The 18,305-nt window shown below is 68.2% G+C and carries 16 protein-coding genes; 6 read left to right on the top strand and 10 right to left on the bottom strand.

Annotated features, from left to right (window positions below; translation table 11 throughout):
• Positions 1-127: 127 nt before the first annotated feature.
• Positions 128-544 (bottom strand): ATP-binding protein, encoded by a 417-nt coding sequence (locus OG735_RS04455; RefSeq protein WP_327321822.1) that lies wholly within the window; start codon positions 542-544, stop codon positions 128-130.
• A gap of 177 nt (positions 545-721) precedes the next feature.
• Between OG735_RS04455 and OG735_RS04450 the strand changes: the two genes are divergently transcribed.
• Both OG735_RS04450 and glpK read left to right on the top strand, forming a co-directional pair.
• A complete protein-coding gene (locus OG735_RS04450; RefSeq protein WP_327321821.1) occupies positions 722-1,489 on the top strand; it encodes an IclR family transcriptional regulator in 768 nt (255 codons plus the stop codon).
• A gap of 44 nt (positions 1,490-1,533) precedes the next feature.
• Complete coding sequence (gene glpK / locus OG735_RS04445; RefSeq protein WP_327321820.1) at positions 1,534-3,048, top strand: glycerol kinase GlpK; 1,515 nt, start codon at positions 1,534-1,536, stop codon at positions 3,046-3,048.
• Positions 3,049-3,145: 97 nt separating this feature from the next.
• Here the strand turns inward: glpK and OG735_RS04440 are convergent, their stop codons facing one another.
• The 3 genes from OG735_RS04440 to OG735_RS04430 all read right to left on the bottom strand — a co-directional run bounded on the left by OG735_RS04440 (position 3,146) and on the right by OG735_RS04430 (position 6,432).
• The gene (locus tag OG735_RS04440) at positions 3,146-4,438 is read right to left on the bottom strand and encodes a sugar ABC transporter permease (RefSeq protein WP_327321819.1); all 1,293 of its coding nucleotides are present in this window, start codon (positions 4,436-4,438) and stop codon (positions 3,146-3,148) included.
• Positions 4,435-5,217 (bottom strand): ATP-binding cassette domain-containing protein, encoded by a 783-nt coding sequence (locus tag OG735_RS04435; protein ID WP_327321818.1) that lies wholly within the window; start codon positions 5,215-5,217, stop codon positions 4,435-4,437. Before OG735_RS04435 ends, OG735_RS04440 begins: the two co-directional genes overlap by 4 nt.
• Before the next feature lie 81 nt (positions 5,218-5,298).
• On the bottom strand, positions 5,299-6,432 hold the full coding sequence (locus OG735_RS04430) for a sugar ABC transporter substrate-binding protein (RefSeq protein ID WP_327321817.1): 1,134 nt from the start codon (positions 6,430-6,432) through the stop codon (positions 5,299-5,301).
• Between the two features lie 465 nt (positions 6,433-6,897).
• Here OG735_RS04430 and OG735_RS04425 point away from each other — a divergent pair, with 465 nt between their 5' ends.
• Complete coding sequence (locus tag OG735_RS04425) at positions 6,898-7,728, top strand: ZIP family metal transporter (RefSeq protein ID WP_327321816.1); 831 nt, start codon at positions 6,898-6,900, stop codon at positions 7,726-7,728.
• Between the two features lie 11 nt (positions 7,729-7,739).
• On the opposite strand, the gene bfr is transcribed toward OG735_RS04425, so the two are convergent.
• From bfr to OG735_RS04410, 3 genes are all read right to left on the bottom strand, one after another.
• Positions 7,740-8,219, bottom strand: coding sequence for a bacterioferritin (bfr, locus tag OG735_RS04420; protein ID WP_327321815.1), 480 nt, complete (start codon positions 8,217-8,219; stop codon positions 7,740-7,742).
• 236 nt (positions 8,220-8,455) lie between these two features.
• The gene (locus OG735_RS04415) at positions 8,456-9,088 is read right to left on the bottom strand and encodes a histidine phosphatase family protein (protein WP_327321814.1); all 633 of its coding nucleotides are present in this window, start codon (positions 9,086-9,088) and stop codon (positions 8,456-8,458) included.
• Positions 9,089-9,216: 128 nt separating this feature from the next.
• Positions 9,217-10,443 carry a DUF418 domain-containing protein gene (locus OG735_RS04410; protein WP_327321813.1) on the bottom strand — a complete coding sequence of 409 codons (1,227 nt, stop codon included), beginning with the start codon at positions 10,441-10,443 and terminating at the stop codon, positions 9,217-9,219.
• A 174-nt stretch (positions 10,444-10,617) separates the two neighbouring features.
• On the opposite strand from OG735_RS04410, the gene OG735_RS04405 reads away from it, so the two are divergent.
• Positions 10,618-11,283 (top strand): response regulator transcription factor, encoded by a 666-nt coding sequence (locus OG735_RS04405; RefSeq protein WP_327328201.1) that lies wholly within the window; start codon positions 10,618-10,620, stop codon positions 11,281-11,283.
• On the top strand, positions 11,280-12,383 hold the full coding sequence (locus OG735_RS04400) for a sensor histidine kinase (RefSeq protein ID WP_327321812.1): 1,104 nt from the start codon (positions 11,280-11,282) through the stop codon (positions 12,381-12,383). The genes OG735_RS04405 and OG735_RS04400 overlap by 4 nt, the downstream gene beginning before the upstream one ends.
• A 29-nt stretch (positions 12,384-12,412) precedes the next feature.
• Here OG735_RS04400 and OG735_RS04395 read toward each other — a convergent pair whose 3' ends face one another.
• The 3 genes from OG735_RS04395 to OG735_RS04385 all read right to left on the bottom strand — a co-directional run bounded on the left by OG735_RS04395 (position 12,413) and on the right by OG735_RS04385 (position 16,786).
• On the bottom strand, positions 12,413-13,054 hold the full coding sequence (locus OG735_RS04395; protein ID WP_327321811.1) for a TetR/AcrR family transcriptional regulator: 642 nt from the start codon (positions 13,052-13,054) through the stop codon (positions 12,413-12,415).
• Positions 13,055-13,159: 105 nt separating this feature from the next.
• On the bottom strand, positions 13,160-15,223 hold the full coding sequence (locus OG735_RS04390; protein WP_442812379.1) for a galactose-binding domain-containing protein: 2,064 nt from the start codon (positions 15,221-15,223) through the stop codon (positions 13,160-13,162).
• Positions 15,224-15,580: 357 nt separating this feature from the next.
• A complete protein-coding gene (locus tag OG735_RS04385) occupies positions 15,581-16,786 on the bottom strand; it encodes an MFS transporter (RefSeq protein ID WP_327328200.1) in 1,206 nt (401 codons plus the stop codon).
• A 332-nt stretch (positions 16,787-17,118) separates the two neighbouring features.
• On the opposite strand from OG735_RS04385, the gene OG735_RS04380 reads away from it, so the two are divergent.
• Positions 17,119-18,240: a selina-4(15),7(11)-diene synthase gene (locus OG735_RS04380; RefSeq protein ID WP_327321809.1), complete on the top strand. Its 1,122-nt coding sequence runs from the start codon at positions 17,119-17,121 to the stop codon at positions 18,238-18,240.
• Positions 18,241-18,305: the final 65 nt, after the last annotated feature.

The raw sequence follows: 18,305 nt of genomic DNA, 5'->3' as shown, positions 1-18,305 counted from the left end.
TAGTCAGATGTCATGCCGACTGGTCCTCTTGGCCACCATCACCGACCAACGTCGCACCCGCCTGGAGTTTCCGGGTCCCGTTCCCGGCGTCCGGTTACTGGGAGTCCGGGCTGTCCGGGCTGTCCTCCTACGCTGCGAGGAGATCCGCCCAGCAGGTGATCCCGCCGGTATGGGCGCGTATGCCATGGCGTGCCGACAGAGCGGTGACAATGGCGATTCCACGGCCGTGCTCGTCCGGGACAGCCCACTGCCTGGCCGGGAGCGCGCTTCCCGCGTCGGTGACTTCGACGCGCAGGGCTCTGTGTTCGTCGACGCGGACCCACGACAGACGCACCGTCGCCGGTGGCAGAGCGTGGACGAGCGCATTGGTCAGCAGCTCCGAGACCACCACCAGCGCATCCATGGTGACGTCCGGGGAGAGGCCCCACTCCGTGAGCACCGCGCGGACACGTCCGCGTACGACCGAGACAGCCCCCGGGGAATGCGGCACGGGACAGAAATGTTCGACAGCCTCGCGGGCCACCGTGCTGAGCTGAGCCGCCATGTGCCCTCCTCGGCGTAGCGCTGCCGGCGGGACGCCGACCTCAACGCACGCTAAGGAGCGATATGAGGCCGGTCAATAAACAGCGGTCGGCATTACCGAACGGTCTACCTGGATCCTGAAAAATCCCCCCATCATGCGCCACCGTAGACCGGCAAAGGCGGGCATAGAATCGCTTGTATGGCCGGTCCGGTCCAGTCCATCGAACGGGCGGCGGCAATTCTGCGCCTGCTCGCGGGCGGCCCGCGTCGGCTCGGACTGGGCGAGGTGGCCGCGTCGCTGGGGCTGGCGAAGGGCACCGCCCACGGCATTCTGCGCACCTTGCAGCACGTAGATTTTGTGGAGCAGGACGCGGCCACGGGAAAGTACCAGCTCGGGGCGGCGCTGCTCCACCTCGGCACCAGTTACCTCGACGTCAACGAGTTGCGGTCGCGCTCCATCAACTGGGCCGACGCCCTGGCCGCCCGCAGCGGGGAGGCAGTCCGCCTGGGCACCCCCCTGGAGGGCAGGGTGCTCATCGTCCACCACGTCTTCCGGCCGGACGACACGCTCCAGACCCTGGACGTGGGCGCGCTGCTGCCGCTGCACGCCTCCTCGCTCGGCAAGGTCCTGCTGGCCTTCGGCACCGCGACCGTGGAGTCGGCGCTCGACGCCGGGCTGGATGCGTACACCCGGCACACCCTGGTCGTCCCGGAGGAGCTCAGCCGAGCACTCGCCGAGATCCGGGAGATCGGATGGGCGGCCGAGGTTCAGGAGATGAGCATGGGTGAGGCCGGCGTCGCCGCGCCCATCCGGGGGCACGGGGGTCTCGTGGTGGGCTCCATCGGTGTGTCCGGCCCGATCGAGCGGGTCTGTGATGCCCAGGGCCGGCCTCAGCTGGCCCTGATCACCCTGCTCCGTGAGGCCGCACGGGCGATCTCCAGAGACCTGGGGGCGGCCCGCTGGTAGGTCCCACCACCGAATCCTCGACGCATCGGAAGGCGGTCCGGATCATGGTTGAACGGTATGTGATGTCGATTGACCAGGGCACCACCTCCACCCGTTGCATCCTGTTCGACCACCGTGGGCGGTTGGTGTCGGTGGCCCAGCGCGAGCACCAGCAGTATTTTCCGAGGCCCGGCTGGGTCGAGCACGACGCCGTCGAGATCTGGCGCAATCTGCGGCGCGTCGTGCCCGAGGCCCTGTCCGGCGTCGGCGCCGCCGGTGGAGAGGTCTCCGCCCTGGGTATCGCGAACCAGCGCGAGACCACGGTGCTCTGGGACCGGCGGACAGGCACCCCGCTGGGGAGAGCGATCGTCTGGCAGGACACCCGCACCGCTCCGCTCGTCGAGGACCTGAGAAACGACCCCGGCGACGACTTCTTCCTGGACCGCTGCTGCCTGCCGCCCTCGACCTATTTCTCCGCGCCACGGATCCGCTGGCTGTTCGACCACGTCGCGGGGCTGGAACGGCGAGCCCAGGACGGCGAGGTGCTGTTCGGCACGATGGAGACCTGGCTGATCTGGAACCTCACCGGCGGGACGGCCGGCGGTCAGCACATCACCGACGCCACCAACGCCAGTCGCACGATGCTCATGAACATGCGCACGCTCACCTGGGACGAGGAACTGCTGGGATTCTTCGGGGTCCCCCGCGCCATGCTGCCCGAGATCCGGTCCTCGGCGGAAAGCTACGGTGAGGACCGCTCGGTCCTACCGGGCATCCGCATCGCGAGCGCGCTCGGCGATCAGCAGGCTGCACTCTTCGGGCAGACGTGCTTCTCCCCGGGCGAGGCGAAGTGCACGTACGGGACCGGCAGCTTCCTGATGCAGAACACCGGCACTGACGTTGTACGGTCCCGGAACGGGCTCCTCACCACCGTCGCGTACAAGATCGCCGACCAGCCCGCGGTCTACGCGCTGGAAGGCCCGATCGCCGTCACCGGCTCGCTGGTCCAGTGGTTCCGTGACCGTCTGGGACTGATCAGCAGCGCGCCGGAGATCGAGACCCTCGCGCGCACCGTCGAGGACAACGGCGGCTGCTACATCGTCCCGGCGTTCTCCGGTCTCTTCGCGCCCCACTGGCGCAGCGACGCACGCGGTGTCATCGTCGGCCTCACCTCGTACATCACCAAGGGGCACCTGGCCCGAGCCGCGCTGGAAGCCACCGGCTGGCAGACGCGAGAGGTCGTCGACGCCATGAACGCCGACTCCTCGCTGACCCTGAATGAGCTCAAGGTCGACGGCGGCATGACATCCGACAACCTGCTCATGCAGATCCTGGCCGACGTCCTCGACGTGCCCGTGGTGCGGCCCATGGTCGCCGAGACCGTCTCGCTGGGCGCCGCCTACGCCGCCGGGCTGGCCGTCGGCTACTGGTCGGACCTGGAAGTCCTGCGCCGCAACTGGCACCGGGCGGGCCAGTGGCTGCCCGACATGGACTCCGGGCGGCGCGAATCGGAATACGACAACTGGCAGCGGGCCGTCGAGCGATCGCTGGGGTGGATCCAACCGTCGAACCGCCCTTGATGCGCAAACCATTACGCATTGTGACCGAGGCTCAGTCGTGCAGCGCCCCCGCTCCGATGGCTCGCGCGGAGCGCAGAAGGCGCCGGTGCCTGCGTGGTCAGGCCCTGCCGTGTGCCTTCTGCGAGAGGTGCGACAGCGAGTCGAGGGCCACGGCGGCGAGCAGCACACCACCGGTGATCACGGATTGCATCGGCGTCGGGATGCCCAGAAGAACCATTCCCGACGCGATGGACTGGATGACGAGTATGCCGAGCAGGACAGACCAGGTTGTACCGCGGCCGCCGAACAGGCTGACGCCGCCGATGACGGCTGCGGCGACGGCGTTGATCAGCAGGATGCTGGAGCCCGAGGTCTGGCCCACCGCGGCGACGCGTGAGGCCAGGAAGAGCCCGCCGACAGCGGCCAGCGTCCCGGACACCATGAACGCCGAGATCCGCAACCACACCACGCTGATGCCGGCGCGGCGGGCCGCCTCGGCACCCCCGCCGATGGAGAAGATCTTCCGCCCGTAGAACGTGCGGCGAAGGACGAAGTCAAGGCCGACGACGAAGGCCAGGAAGATCAGAAGAGCGAGCGGCAGGCCCTGGAAGCGGTTCAGGATGTAGGCGGCGGCGAACGCGACCAGTGCCACCGCGCCCGTGCGCACGGCGATGACACTGAGCGGCCGGGACCGCACGCCGGCGGCCCTGCGGCGGCGTGCGTCCCGGTAGGACGCGAGGAAGAACGCGGCCACGCTGAGCGCCGCCAGCCCGTACGCGACTGCCGCGTCGTGGAAGTAGTAGCTGGTCAGCGCGTGGATCAGGCCCTGCTCCTGGAGGTTGATGGTGCCGCTCGAGCCGAGGATGTAGAGCATGAGGCCGTTCCAGGCCAGCAGCCCCGCCAGGGTGACGACGAACGCCGGTATGCCGATCCTGGCCGAGAAGAATCCCTGAACGGCTCCGATCGCCGCCCCGACGAGCAGGGCGGCGACGATCGCCAGCCCCTCCGGCAGGCCATTGCGCACGTTGAGCACGGCGAACACCGCCGCCGTGAGCCCGCTGACGGAGGCGACCGACAGGTCCACCTCGCCGAGCAGCAGCACGAAGGCGATGCCGAGGGCGATCATGCCCGTGCCGACGATGTCCACGCTGAGGTTGGACAGGTTGCGGGGTGACAGGAACTGCTGGTGAAGGCTCTGGAAAACGGTCCAGAGCACGACGACGCAGATGACGCCGGGCAGCGATCCGAGTTCGCCGCTGCGCAGCTTGCGGGTGAAATCGCCGACATAGCTCCTGAAACCGCTCTCGCCGCCCGCTGCCCGGCGCTCGTCGACGGCTGTGGGCACGGTACCGGCCGAATCGCCGCCCGCCCCGGTGGGACCGAGATTCTCGGATGCCCGTGTCCTGTTCACATCGCTCCCTCCCACGCCCGGTCGCGATGGGTTACGGCGTTGTCCGTCGCGCCGGTGATGGAGGAGACGATCTGCTCCTGGGACGTGGTCGGCACGCTGAAGAAACCATTGTTGCGACCGAGGTGCAGCACCGCGACCCGGTCCGCGACGGCCTTGACGTCACCCAGGTTGTGGCTGACGAGGAGAACGCCGACCCCGCGTTCCCGCAGCCGGTCGATCAGGTCGAGGAAATGGATGGTCTGCCGGACGCCCAGCGCAGCGGTTGGTTCATCGAGGATCAGCATCTTGGGTTCGCTGAGAAGAGCGCGCGCGATCGCGACCGTCTGGCGTTGGCCCGCGGAGAGGGAGGCGACGGGGACGCGGACGCTGGGGATACGTATGGAGAGGGTGTCCAGCAGGTCCAGTTCCCCGGCCCGGCGCTCCATGGACACCTCGTCGAGGACTCCGGTCCTGCCGATCTCGTGGCCGAGGAAGAGGTTGCCGACCACATCGAGGGTTTCGCACAACGCGAGGTCCTGGTAGACGCCGGCGATGCCCAGGTCTTGGGCATCGCGGGGGCGATTGATCCGGACGGGACGGCCGTTCCACTCGATGACACCCTCGTCGGCGGGGGCGACGCCGGTGATCACCTTGATGAGGGTGGACTTGCCCGCGCCGTTGTCGCCCACCAGGGCGACGACTTCTCCGGCATGGATCTCCAGCTCGACGTCTGTGAGTGCCCAGACAGCGCCGAACCGTTTGCTGACTCCGCGCAGCGCCAGCAGGGGTGTGCTCCGCATATGACCCACATCCTTTGTCCGTCCCGTCTCTCCCGGCCGGTTGATGCCGCACGACGTGCGGGAGGTGCGGCGTCGGGCGGCCTATTCGGTGAGTCCGGCTTTCCGGCAGGCGGCTTCGATCGGCGGAGTGCAGATCTGGCTGACCGTGTAGAGGCCGCTTTTGACGACCGTGTCCTTGATCGTGCCGACGGTTACGGGGACGAGGGGGCCCAGGACGGCCGGAATCTCCTTGCTTGTGTCATTGCTGACACGGTCCGTCGCGATGGTGTCGAGCTTCTCGCCACGGCCCAGGGCGACGGCCATCTCGGCGGCGGCGTTGGCCTCTGCTTCGAAGGACTTGTAGACCGTGACGTACTGCTCGCCCTTGACGATCCGCCGCACGGCCGAGAGGTCGGCGTCCTGGCCGGTGACGGGCGGCAGCGGCCTGATACCGGCGGCCTTGAGCGCGGTGATCGCGCCACCCGCGAGCCCGTCGTTGGCGGACAGAACGCCGTCGATCCTGTCCGCGCCCAGCTCGGCGATGGCGGCCGACATGTTCCTGAACGCGTTCTCCGGAATCCACTCGGCGGTGTAGTACGACCTGCCGATCTTCGTCTTGCCCTTGAGCGCGGAGAGCGCGCCCCTCATCAGGTCTCTCGTGTTCGGGTCGGTGGGATCACCGTTCATCATCACGATCTGGCCGTCGCGCGCCTTGGGGCCCATCGCTTTGAGGAGCTCCTCGGCCTGGATCCTGCCGATCTCCTCCGAGTCGTAGCCGGAGTAGGCCGAGATGGGGCCCTCGGCGAGGCGGTCGTAGGAGACCACCGGGACGTGCGCGTCGCGGGCCCTGGTGATCGAGGAGCGGAGCGCCTTGTCGTCGACGGGATCCAGGATCAGGATCTTGGCACCGTCCGCGATCATGGATTCGATCTGCTGCTGCTGAGTGGCCACGTCCGCCGAGGCGTAGGCGTGGGTCACCCTGCAGTCGGGACACAGCGCCTTGACCTTCTCCACGATCAGGGGCTTGTCGGCGGTCGCCCAGCGAGCGGTGTGAGTGTCCGGGAGCAGCAGCCCGATCGTGAAGCCGCCCCTGCCGGAGGTTCTCCCGCCCGCGTCCTCGCCTGCCTCGCCGACCGTCCCGCAGGCGGCGAGACCGGCGAGCGTGCACGCCGCTGTCACGGCGACGACAGCACGACGTCTTATGAGGCTGGGCACCGTCCGGTGCGGAACCGACATAACCCCCAATGTATGAGAAAACCTGAAACAGTGACGGCCGGACGATGCGGCAGGCCCCGCGCGGTGGCAGAGCGATCACGACCCGCAGGTCGTGCGGATCGAAGTACGTCGTGTCCGAGACGCTGGGCGACGACGAGCCGAGGTGGGACAGCACCGCGCGCCGCCGACAGCCTGTGGCCCGAGGACGCACACCCGATTTTCCGAGGAGAGCCGTGACAGCCCGGTAGTATCTTCCGGCCTTGGCCCGCAGACCGATGTACGGACACCGGAGTCGGTCCGGTCGGTCCTGCCGTAGCTCCGGCCCGACGCCCGACGGAGCCCCGGGCCGGCAGCCGGGCCCATGCCGCTGAGGGACGGCCGGGTCGAGATGCGGTGGATCCCCGGCAGCGCGTAGCTTATTTAGGTAAGGCTTACCTCGCCCACTGTCGCTCGGCCAGTCCCTGCGCAGCCCTACCTGGAACGGCCATGTCCGATTCGCAGATCGCTCTGCTCGGTGCTGTCGCCGGGTTCACCATTTATCTCGGCTTGCCCATCGGCCGCCTGCGCAGTCCCGCACCCCGACTGAGGGCGGGGCTCAACGCGGTTGCCATCGGCATTCTGCTCTTCCTGCTCTGGGACGTCCTCAGCGCAGCCTGGGAGCCCACCGACGCCGCGCTGAGCGAGAATCACTGGGCAACAGCGGCCACGGGCGGCTTGGTGCTCACCGCCGGCCTCGCCGTCGGCCTGTGCGGCCTTGTGTACTACGACCGCTGGAGTGTGCGCCGCCGGGCCTCCGCCGCGGCTTCGTCCCGGGGCCCGGGGGCGGCAACCGCAAGCGAACTGGTCCCCACGGCCCGCTCGCGAGCCGCAAGCCTGGCCTTCATGATCGCCACCGGCATCGGCCTGCACAACTTCGCGGAAGGCCTGGCCATCGGCAACTCCGCCGCGCGGGGCGAGATCTCACTGGCCGTCCTGCTGGTCATCGGTTTCGGCCTGCACAACGCGACCGAGGGCTTCGGCATTGTCGCCCCGCTGGCCGCCGAGGGCGAGCGACCCTCGTGGGGCACCCTTGCACTGCTCGGCCTGATTGGCGGCGGTCCCACCTTCGTGGGCACCCTGGTCGGCCAGCAGGTGGTCAACGAAACGCTCGGCATCGCCTTCATGGGCCTGGCCGCCGGATCCATCCTCTACGTGGTCATCGAGCTGCTCGCCGTGGTTCGTCGAGCCGCTATGAAGGAGCTGACCACCTGGATGATCCTGCTGGGCCTGCTGCTCGGCTTCGCCACCGACGCCGTGGTCACCGCCGCAGGCGTGTGAACCCCGGCGGCTCAGCTCTCCGGCTGCTCGATCAACTGGGCGAGGTAGAGCGGCTCACCCAGCTTCTCGATCAGCTCCAGCTGGGTGTCGAGGTAGTCGATGTGCTGTTCCTCGTCGGCAAGAATCGTCTCGAAGAGGTTCGCCGAGGTGATGTCGCCCTTGGCCCGCATGACCTCGGTGCCGCGCTTGAGGCGGTCGATCGCTTCGACCTCGACTTCGCGGTCCGCCCGGAACATCTCGGTGACCGTCTGTCCCACTCGCACATGAAAGAGCCGCTGGTAGTTCGGCAGGCCGTCCAACAGGAGGATCCGGTCGGTCAGGACCTCCGCGTGGTTCATCTCTTCGAACGACTCGCGCCGGGTATGTGCGGCAAGCTTGGTCCAGCCGAAGTTCTCCTGCATCTTGGCGTGCAGGAAGTACTGATTGATCGCGGTCAGCTCGGCGGTCAGCTGCTCGTTGAGGAACTCCATGATCTCGGGGTCACCCTGCATGGCTCGCCTCCCTGCTCCTGGCCGGGTGGGCACGGAGAGACGCCGCACCGCGGCCACCTGCATACGGACATCGTTTCACCGGACAAGTCCGACTTCCAGGAAGGGCACACTTACCCGGGACCCCGCGCGCAACGGCCATCAGATGGTTTCACATGTGGCCGGGGGGGGTGGGAGGCGTCGGCGATGCCGGCGGGGTCTCGGCGGGGGATGGTGTCGCTGACGGGACTTCCTTCGTCTCAAGGCATGGGAGCGGCGTGAACTACCGCCGGCTCCTTCAGAGAGTGACGAGGCCGAGCCCGCTGTTCCAGCGGCCACGGCGTGATGTACCGGACGTTCCAGCGGCCACCGCGCGATGTAAAGGAGAACGCGGACAGGGGCGGCACATCGAGATGCCAGAAGGCCTTTGCCGGCGCGGACAAGGCATGGACGAGCAAGGCCCGGACAACGGCTGGTTCGGTGATGGCCAATGCGCGGCCCGTGTCGGGCGGCACACTGCTCAGCCAGTTCGCGATTCGGTGGCAGAGCTGGCGTACGGACTCGCCGCCGTGCGGCGCGGCATCCGGGTCGGTGAGCCAGGCGGTAAACCCGTGGGGGTCGGTGGTGGCGACCTCGTCGATTGTGCAGCCGCGCCACGTGCCGTAGTCGAAGTCGCGCAGCGCGGGCTCGAGTGTTGACTCCAGGCCGAGGGCGTTCGCGATCTGCGCGCAGCGGGAGGAAGGCGCACGGATGGCCAGCGGGTACGGAGGGAGCGCTGCTCCGGCGGCGGCTGCCTCGCGCAGACTGCGCTGACTCAAGGGGCCGTCACCGAAGAGTGCGTCCCTGCCGGTGTCCCCGGTTGTTGCAGACAGAAATGTCAGTCGGACTGTCATGCGGCTGACCTCCTTCATGACCCGGCATGACGCCGGATGGGTGTGAGACCTTCGAAAACCTGGGACCGAGGGGGTCGGTGGAGGTTGTGTCCGGTTGAGGCTCTTGGAGGTTTCGTTGTCCGCCGCGGTTAGTTGATGAGGCGGGCGGGTGTGGTGGCGGCGTGCAGCATGTATTCGAGCGGTCCGCGCCGGAAGAACCGGGTCCAGACGAGGGCCAGCAGCATGGCGGCTGCGACGAAGCCGAGGAGGACTGGTAGGGCAGCGGAGTCCGGCAGGTCGTCGGTGCCCAGGGCCTTGATGGTGAGGATGTGGCCGACGTAAGCGGTCAGGGACATCGAGCCGAGCGCGATGACGGGCGGGGCCGGCCACCACAGGCGCGTCGACCGGTCCGCGGCGATGAGGCAGGCGGCCAGGACCACGAGGGCGACGCCGGTGTTGCCCAGGATGGACCATGTCGTCTGGCTGTGCGGCGCGGCCACGAGCAGCCAGTCAGGAGAGCTGGTGGTGGGGTCGCCGACGGTGTCGGACCACCAGGCCGATGCGGCCGACCCGCCGTCCGTGGTCGCGCTCACCGTGGCCTGCGCGCCCGGGACCAGGTGCAGGGCCAGCCATGAGCCTCCGTAGCCGAGCACGGCCAGCGCGCCGCCGGACAGGGCGACATTGGCGCGTACGTCGGGCCGGGTGAGGTCGAGCTTGGCCACCGCCATTCCGGCGATGATGAAGGGCAGCCAGGTCAATACCGGGTACTCGCCGGTGATGAACAGCTCGACGATCCCGTCCGAGCCGGTGATGCGGGCCAGCGGATCCTGGGCGATGACGGCATCGGTCCAGCTTCCGCCTTCGGCCGCTGCCCGAAGCGGGTACAGGACCTGGGGCATGACGAGAGCGGTCGACGCGGCGATGACGGCCAGAGTGACCGCCCGCAGCCGGTACAGCGGAAGGGCGAGGACGAAGAGCAGTCCGTAGCAGGCAAGGATCACGTCGACCGGGGTGTCCAGTGCGGTCAAGGCGTATCCCAGGACGATCAGGACGGCGGAGCGGATCAGTACCCGGCCCACGGCCTGCCGTCCCGCCCGCCCGGTCCGCGGCTGCGGCCGGCCGGTGAGAAGGACCAGGGAGAACCCGGCAAGCAGAGCGAACAGGGCAGCGGACCTGCCACGGGCCACCTCCATCACCCAGCCCAGCGGGCCGCCCACTGACGGCTCGGGACCGACGTGGGCCGCGTACATGCCGAGGATCGCCAGACCGCGCGCCAGGTCGAGGCCGATCAGCCGCCCTGTTGACGGCGTAACGAAGGGGGAGCGGCCTGCGCTGGCCGCGGGTGCCGTCTCGGACGCCGCTACATGGTGCGTCATGTGCTCAAGAGTCGGAGAAGCTCCCGGTCATAACCATCCCGCAGGTGTCCGGACCGCCCCCGCCGACTGGCTGGCGCACCCCTGCCGCCCAGCCGGATTCGGTGTCGGGCACCCGCAGGGCGTCCCTCGGCATGGTACGAATCGGACAGTGGTCCGATGGCGACTGGAGCACGTGTGATCCGGGTAATGGTGGTCGACGACGAGGCCCTGATCCGTACGGGCTTTCAGCACATCCTCGACGCGGCGGACGGCATCGAGGTCGTGGCGACGGTTCCTGGCGGCCAGGCGGTCCGGACGGCGCAGCGGGTACGTCCCGACCTCGTGCTGCTGGACGTCCGGATGCCGGACGTGGACGGACTCACCGTCCTGTCCGCCCTCCGTCGGCTGCCGCGCCCTCCGGTGGTGGCCATGCTCACGACGTTCGACATGGACGAGTACGTGGCAACGGCACTTCGCTCGGGCGCCGCCGGCTTCCTGCTCAAGGACACCGACCCCGAGGAGCTGCCGTTCCTGGTGCGGACCCTGGCCGAGGGCGGCACCGTGCTGTCGTCCAAGGTCACCCGGACGGTCGTGGACGGCTACCTCGAGGCCGGCTCCCAGGACCCCGCCGCCCGCAGTCTTGACCGGCTGACCGACCGCGAGCGCGCCGTACTCGTCCTCATCGCCGAAGGACTGTCCAACACCGACATCGCCACGCGGATGCACCTGAGCACCGGCACGGTCAAGGACCATGTGAGCGCCATCCTCACCAAGCTGGAGGTGGGCGGCCGCGTCCAGGCCGCCCTGCTCGCCGAACGGGCCGGCCTTCTCAAGCCGCCGCGGGAGCAGGAGGGGGGATGATCCCCCGCCGCGTGACCGCCCCGATGCTGGACGCCGCCCTCGTCGCGGTCGCGCTGCTCGATGTCTGGGTCAATGTCCACATCGACGAGCCGCTACGCCTGGCCTGCGCCCTGGCCGCGGCCTTCTCGCTGCTGTTGCGCCATCGCCTGCCGCTGCTCACCTTCCTGCTCACCCTGCCCGCCGTCCTGCTCTCCGACGCGACCTTCGCGGCGCTGGCCGCGCTGTACACACTTGCCTCGCTCACCCGAAGCCGCACCCTGCTGGCCATCTGCGCCATGGCGTTCACGATCGGCGACATTTCCTCGTGGCCGTCACCGAACTTCGACCTGTCGAACACCTCGACCTGGATCACGCTGGGCTACACCGCGGCGACGGCGGCCGCTCCCGTCTTCCTCGGCCAGCTCGTCCAGACCCGGCGTGATCTGTCGCTGCGGCTCGCCGAAATTTCCGAGGCGCGTGACCACGAGCGGCTGCTGACAGCCCAGACCGCGCTGGCCAAGGAGCGCGCGCAGCTCGCCCGGGAGATGCATGACGTGGTCTCTCACCAGGTCAGCCTGATTGCGGTGCGGGCCGGAGCGCTCCAGGTCGGTACCCGGGACGCCGAAGTCAAAGAGGCCGCAGCCACGATCCGGCGGCTGAGCGTACAGACCCTGGACGAACTGCGGCACATGGTCAGCGTCCTGCGCGCCTCCGGGGGCCGCCCCACCGAGCTCACCCCCCAGCCGTCCCTGGCCGACCTCCAGCAACTGGTCGACAGCAGCGGCATCGAGGCCGAGCTGCAGACGGATCTGCCCGACGGCCTTCCGCCGACCGTCCAGCGCGCCATCTATCGCACCGTCCAGGAAGCGCTGACCAACGTACGTAAGCACGCCCCCGGCGCCACCGCGAGTGTTCGCATGGGCCACGAGGGCGGCGCCGTCCGTGTCACGGTCACCAATACCGCACCGACCCGGCCCGCTCTCCCTCTGCCCAGTGCGCACTACGGACTGGTCGGCCTGGGGCAGCGCGCCGCGCTCCTCGGTGGCACTGTCACCTTCGGCCCGACGGCCGACGGCGGCTACGAACTCCGCCTGGAGCTTCCGGCCGAAGGCACATCGTGACCAGGTGAGTGCAAGACGTATGAGTCGATTCAGGTGGGGCATGGTGGTGGAACGGCCCCGGGTGCGGCCGGTCGGACTTCGTCGCGGACGAGGTCGACGACCTGGTCGGCGATCATGTCGAGGATGCCCGCCGCGGCTGTGTCATCGCCGAGAACGAGGAAGTTCAGGGTGAGTCCGTCGGTCATGACGGCCAGATAGCGGGCCAACACGGGGACGGGTACGCGGAGTTCGAACTTCATGCTGTGGCGGAGCTCTTCAATGAGTTCGGTGTAGGTGTCGGAGTACAGCTCGTACTGCCGCCGTGCCAGATGTTCGAATCCCGGCTGACGCAGGGCGTACTGCGTGAGTTCGTAAGTGAGCATGTGCTCCCCGGGGTTGGCGGACACATGCTCCCAGTAGGCATGGAATCCCGCCCGGATGGTCTCCCGAAGGGTTGCCTTCGGCCGGATCGCCTCCTTCACCACCGTGACGTAGTGATCGGTGATCGCCGCGATGACTGACTCGAGCAGGGCCTGCTTGGAGTCGAAGCAGTAGTGGAAGACGCTCAGCGAGACGCCCGCCTCGGCGGCGATGGACCGGGTCGTCGTCCTGGAGACACCGTCGCGCGTCATCGCGCGGATCGCTGCCTCGATCAGCTGTCGGCGCCGCTCGGCCGACGGCATCCGTGCCATGTGGTTCCCTTCGCTCTTGTGACGCGGCGAGGCACGCGGCCGGGGCCGGCCGGATCAGGAGAGCTGATCCGGCCGACCCCGGCCCCGGGTACTCCATCGGTGTCGTCAGCTGCTGTAGACGCCGACTTCGTGGAGGGAGTAGCCCCATTTGGTGCCGCGCTCCAGCCCGTGGATGCGTACGTAGCGGGCTGTCGTTCCGGTGAACTGTGCCGTGTCCAGGCCGCCGTCGCCGGCGGTCGTGGACCATACGGACTGCCAGTTCGTGCCGTCGGTGGAGACCTCGATGCGGTACGCCTTCCCGTAGGCGCGCTCCCAGTTGAGGGTGACGCGCTTGATCAGGCTCGGTGCCCCGAGGTCGATCCGGAGCCACTGGTCGTCGCTCCAGTCGCTCGCCCAGCGGGTGTCCGCGTTGGCGTCCACCGCCCTGTCGGGGGCGTAACTCGTGAACAGGCTCCACTCCGACGAACTGGCCGAGGCGGACGAGCCTGCGGCAAGGTTCACCCCGGCCTTGTGGTTCTCGGACGCCTTCCAGGTGTCGAGGTAGGACTCGGCGCCACGGAAGAGGTCGTCCACGACACCCTTGCCGCCGACGATCCGTATGTCCTCCAGCCAGTCCGGGACGAGACCGTAGTGCGCGGCGCCGTCGGTGTTGATGTCCCAGGTGCGCTCGCCGGTGGTCTGCTTGTCGATGACGGCGCTTCCGTCGGCGCTGCGGAAGGGATACCGCACTGGGTTCGGGGTGTCCGCACCGCGGGGCCCCGGCCAGCCGCCGACACCGTTCATGTCGGTGCCGTAGCCATAGCCGACGTGGTACTTGTCGCGCAGCGCCTTCGTCCGGTTCGCCTCTGCGGTGAACCCCTCGGCGCCGTGCATGTACTGGGCGATGAAGCCGCCGAGACCGTAGACCCGCTCGGTCCAGTTGAGGTCCATCCAGCTGTGCGAGGAGATCACGCCGGGGTACGACTCGGACTCGAAGATGTCCAAGGCCCGGCCCGCGGCCTTGACGCTCATATGGTCGATCTCCAGCATCATCTTGCGTTTCATCATGCCGCGCACGGCGTACTCACCGAGCTCGGTGAGACCGCGGGTGTTGCACTGTGCGTCCGCGGCGTACGACGGGACCTTCACACCCTGCGGAAGTTTCTTCTCCGCCCCGGGCGCCGACGCGATGCCGATGGGGTTGTCGTGCTGCGGACCTCTGCACTTCTCCGTCTTCCAGAAGGTGCCGGTCGACAGGAACTGCCCGACATTGATCGCCGTGCCGAGGGTGCCCTCGTCGAAACGGACCCCGCACAGGGCGTTGTCGAATTTGTGACACAGGAACATGCTGCGTACGCCCAGCTTGTGCAGCTCGTCCAGACCGCGGTCGATGTCGTCCTTGCCGCACTGCGCGATGTCCAGTATCTGCTTGCATCCGAACGGCTCTGAGGTCTCGACCCCCAGAACGACGGCCAGCTTGCCCTGCTGGATGACCTGGCGGGCCTGCGCGGTGTCGGTGACGATCCTGAACCAGCCCTTGCCCGGGCCGCCGTACATCTTGTCGATGTAGGCCTGCATGTCGTACGTCTTCTGCGCCTGCAGGCGGATGGAGGTCATCTCGTCGCAGCTGCGGTCCTTGAAGAAGTAGACCGAGCAGATCACGCCGTTGGTGACGAGGTCGTTGACGAGCACTCGCTGACCGCCGCGCCAGGCCCGCTCGATCCAGGCGTAGTAGTTCTGCTGGTGGGTCAACGAGTCATGGGCCGGCCAGTCCTTGAACGTCGGCCATCCATTGGGGTCGTGCTTGCCGTCACCACCCTTGGTGATGAAGTCGAAGATCGCGAGCGAGCCGTCGGGGTAGTGCTCGGGGCAGTCCTTGAGCGCGTCCGCGACCCCCAGTTCGGAGAACGGTTTGCCGCAGATGAGCCGGCCGCCGAAGGCCTCGTTGGACATCAGGTGGTTGTGTGCGTCGACGAAGCCCCGTACCTGCCCCTGGGAGTCGGTCCCTTTGAAGGGCTCGCCCGTGACATTGATCTGGGAGTCGGGCGCGGGCCGCGCGGCCGGGGTCCACCAGCCGGACTCGGCCGAGGAACTGGGCGCTGTGCCGAGGACCATGGCCACCACGGTGAGGAGCAGCGACAGAACCGCGATGGGCCTGCGTTTGCGGTGCGAGTGTCGAGTCATGGGCATCACTCATGCCTTCGGTAAGCGGATGGTGGGGGGTGAGGAGCCGATGCCGTCCGGGGTCACGTCCGTCCCTGGGGTGGGTTGTCATGGCCCGCGTAAGCGGTGCGACGAGAATCGCGACTATCACACTCGGAGTCAATAGTCCGGGACGGCCGACCTGATGGCTCCGCCGATCCGCCGAACTCGTCGGGTGGGCAGGGGGGATGGCGGTCGAACAGGCCGTCAGGACCAACCGCGACCGTGGGCGACGGCCTTTCTCCCGCAACACATCTCACGGATGGCCGTCGCCGATCGGTCCCGTGGACCGATGCACAGTGCTGCTCCGAGACCGGCAAAAAGCGCGGCCCTCAGGGCGCCCGGCTACACCCCCGTCGGCGGCCTGCGCGCAGCGTATGTTCCCGCGCCCGCCGCCAGCAGCATCACGCAGCCCGTGAAAATCAGCCCGGCTTGGCGCAGCCCGAGCCATGTGGCCATGGCACCGACACCGACCACCGGCACCGAGATCCCGGTGTAGGCGACCACGAAGAACGTCGAAATGGTGCCGCCTCGTTGCTGTGCCGGGGCCGCGCCGCTGACCAGGGTGAGTGCCGCGCGAAAGGCCAGTCCCTGGCCGGTGCCGCCGCACAGGGCGCCCAGGACGAGCAGGAGCATGGATTCTGCGATCAGTGATGACGCCACGAACAGCAGGCCCACAACGAGGATGCCGCACCCCACGGGGAGCGCGAGCCGCGCGCCGATCCGTTGTGTCAGGGACTGTCCGACGGTCGAACCGAGGAACACGGAGAACACCACCGCGCCCGAAACGGCCAGGTTGTGCACGCCCAGATTCTGCGAGGCAAAGCTCGGCGCGACCGCCGTGAACAGCCCGAGAAGCGCGAAGCCGGCGAACGCCGCCAGCGCGGCGGGCGCGAAGACACCCTTCACCTCCGGCGGCACGGTGACTCCCTGCGGCTTCAGCGGCGGCCATCGCTTCGGCTCTGTCACGGTCTCCGGCAGGAACCAGGTGATCCCACTGGCCACAGCCACCAGCCCCAGGTGGACCCAGAACGGCAACATCAGCGGCCAGGGCGTGTACTGCGCGAGGAGGCCGGAGAACAGTGGCCCGCAGCCCAGGCCACCCATGTTCGCCGCGGTGGCGGCGAACCCGGCCCGCGCCTTCTGTCCAGGACCGGCCAGCTCGATGACGGCCGCTGTCGCCGCGCCGCTCAGCAGGCCGGCCGCGCCGCCGGACAGCAGTCGCCCCGCGAAGAGCAGAGGCAGGCCGCTCTGCAGGAGGAAACATCCAGCACTCGCGGCCGACAAAGCCATGGCGCACAGGAGCACAGGTCTGCGGCCGACCTCGTCGGAGTAGTTTCCCGCCACCAGCAGCACGGTGATGACGGCAACGGCATACACGGCGAAGACAACGGTCACCATCAGCTCGGAGAAGCCGATCTGTTCCTGGTAGAGCCCGTACAACGGTGTCGGCAGGGTGGTCCCGGCCATCCCGATGGCGAACACCGCTGCCGCAGCCGGATAGCCCGGTCGCCAACCACCGCCTGCGTTCACTGCGCCCTCGCGAACCATCACGCAGGTCACCCTATGAGCGCCCCCTCGCTGCCGCGGCCCGGCACGAGGCGGCGCGCTGCCCCGAACGTGAGCTGGCGCAGGCCTCACCCGGCGCGGAACCGTTTGCTGTGCTGAGGTGACCGAGGGACTTGGTAATCCGGGAGATCCCGCCGGCGACGGTGCGGGCGGCACGGGCGGCGATCGGCCTCCTCTGTGGGAAGAGGGTATTGGAGGGGTGACTTCCCGTCAGTACGATGCGCCTTAGTTGATCACTCAGCGTGTGGTTTCGGCCATGGTCCGTGAATGCCGCGCTGAGTGCTCGCGCGCCGACAACTGAGAGGGAATCAAGAGTGACTCACGCACTTGCAGTTCCGCCGACGTACGCTCCCATCCCGTCCGCCGTGCACCCGAACCACGCGGCCATCGATGCACGGACGGCAGCCTGGGCCGACACATTCGATATCGGATCACAGGAGTGGCGCAGCCGCCTCGTCACACAGGACATCGGCGTGTTCGCCGCTCGAATCCTTCCTGAGGGGCAGGAAGAGGTCGTCGCGCTTCTCTCCGACTTCGTCATTTGGCTCTTCGGCGTGGACGACGGCTACTGCGAGGAAGGCGATCTTGGCGACAAACCGGGCGAGTTGGCGGCGGCGCTGCACCGTCTGCTGCGCATTGCGCAGAACCCTGAGTCGCCCATGCTCACGGACGACCCCCTCGCCGAGGGGCTGCGCGATCTGACACTGCGGGTGTCCCGTTGCGGAACGGCCCTGCAGGCCGGGCGGTGGGTGGACACCCTGCGCGAGTACTTCTTCGCCGTGGTGTGGGAGGCGGAGCACCGCGCCGCGAGCCGGGTTCCCGGTCTGAACGACTACACCTTGATGCGCCTCTACGACGGCGCGACCTCCGTGGTGCAGCCGTTTTTGGAGATGGGGCACGGTTTTGAACTCCAGCCCCATGAACGGGACAGCAAAGCGGTGCGGGCCGCCTCCGAGATGACCTCGTTCATCACCACGTGGGACAACGACATCTACTCGCACCACAAGGAAAGCCGCGGGACGGGCTACTACCTGAACGTCATCCGGGTGCTGGAGCACGAGTACGCGCTGACTCCGGACGAGGCGCTGACCAAGGCGATAGCCCAGCGCGACCGCGTGATGTGTCTCTTCCTGAGCCTGCGTGCGAAATTGGATGACGAGGGCAGCCCGCAGGTACGGAAGTATCTGCGCGGCCTCTCCTCTTTCATCCGGGCGACCCAGGACTGGAGCATCAGCTCCCTGCGTTACACCACGCCCGACGACCCGGCCGCCCTTCCCTCGTCGTTCACCGACAGTCCGACCGACGACAGCACCGACCCGCTGGACATCCCCTCGATCTCCTGGTGGTGGGATCTGGTGCCCGTCTCCCGAACGGCGCCACTGGACCAGTCCAGGGTTCCGTCCGGAGCGCGCCGGTACACCCCTGGTCCCGCCTGATCCCGCTTCGGGACACCGTGGAGGCATGACCGAGAGCTTCGGGGTTGTGCCTCCACCCAAAGCAG

Source organism: Streptomyces sp. NBC_01210 (assembly GCF_036010325.1).
Lineage (GTDB): Bacteria > Actinomycetota > Actinomycetes > Streptomycetales > Streptomycetaceae > Streptomyces.
Note: the sequence above shows the minus strand (reverse complement) of the source record. Positions and strands in the feature narration are given on the sequence as shown.

Bases quoted from the DNA above. Each gene is read 5' to 3' on its own strand.
- OG735_RS04455 (WP_327321822.1), bottom strand. From the start codon at position 544: ATGGCGGCTCAGCTCAGCACGGTGGCCCGCGAGGCTGTCGAACATTTC.
- OG735_RS04450 (WP_327321821.1), top strand. From the start codon at position 722: ATGGCCGGTCCGGTCCAGTCCATCGAACGGGCGGCGGCAATTCTGCGC.
- glpK (WP_327321820.1), top strand. From the start codon at position 1,534: ATGGTTGAACGGTATGTGATGTCGATTGACCAGGGCACCACCTCCACC.
- OG735_RS04435 (WP_327321818.1), bottom strand. From the start codon at position 5,217: ATGCGGAGCACACCCCTGCTGGCGCTGCGCGGAGTCAGCAAACGGTTC.
- OG735_RS04430 (WP_327321817.1), bottom strand. From the start codon at position 6,432: ATGTCGGTTCCGCACCGGACGGTGCCCAGCCTCATAAGACGTCGTGCT.
- OG735_RS04425 (WP_327321816.1), top strand. From the start codon at position 6,898: ATGTCCGATTCGCAGATCGCTCTGCTCGGTGCTGTCGCCGGGTTCACC.
- bfr (WP_327321815.1), bottom strand. From the start codon at position 8,219: ATGCAGGGTGACCCCGAGATCATGGAGTTCCTCAACGAGCAGCTGACC.
- OG735_RS04415 (WP_327321814.1), bottom strand. From the start codon at position 9,088: ATGACAGTCCGACTGACATTTCTGTCTGCAACAACCGGGGACACCGGC.
- OG735_RS04410 (WP_327321813.1), bottom strand. From the start codon at position 10,443: ATGACGCACCATGTAGCGGCGTCCGAGACGGCACCCGCGGCCAGCGCA.
- OG735_RS04400 (WP_327321812.1), top strand. From the start codon at position 11,280: ATGATCCCCCGCCGCGTGACCGCCCCGATGCTGGACGCCGCCCTCGTC.
- OG735_RS04395 (WP_327321811.1), bottom strand. From the start codon at position 13,054: ATGGCACGGATGCCGTCGGCCGAGCGGCGCCGACAGCTGATCGAGGCA.
- OG735_RS04390 (WP_442812379.1), bottom strand. From the start codon at position 15,223: ATGCCCATGACTCGACACTCGCACCGCAAACGCAGGCCCATCGCGGTT.
- OG735_RS04385 (WP_327328200.1), bottom strand. From the start codon at position 16,786: ATGGTTCGCGAGGGCGCAGTGAACGCAGGCGGTGGTTGGCGACCGGGC.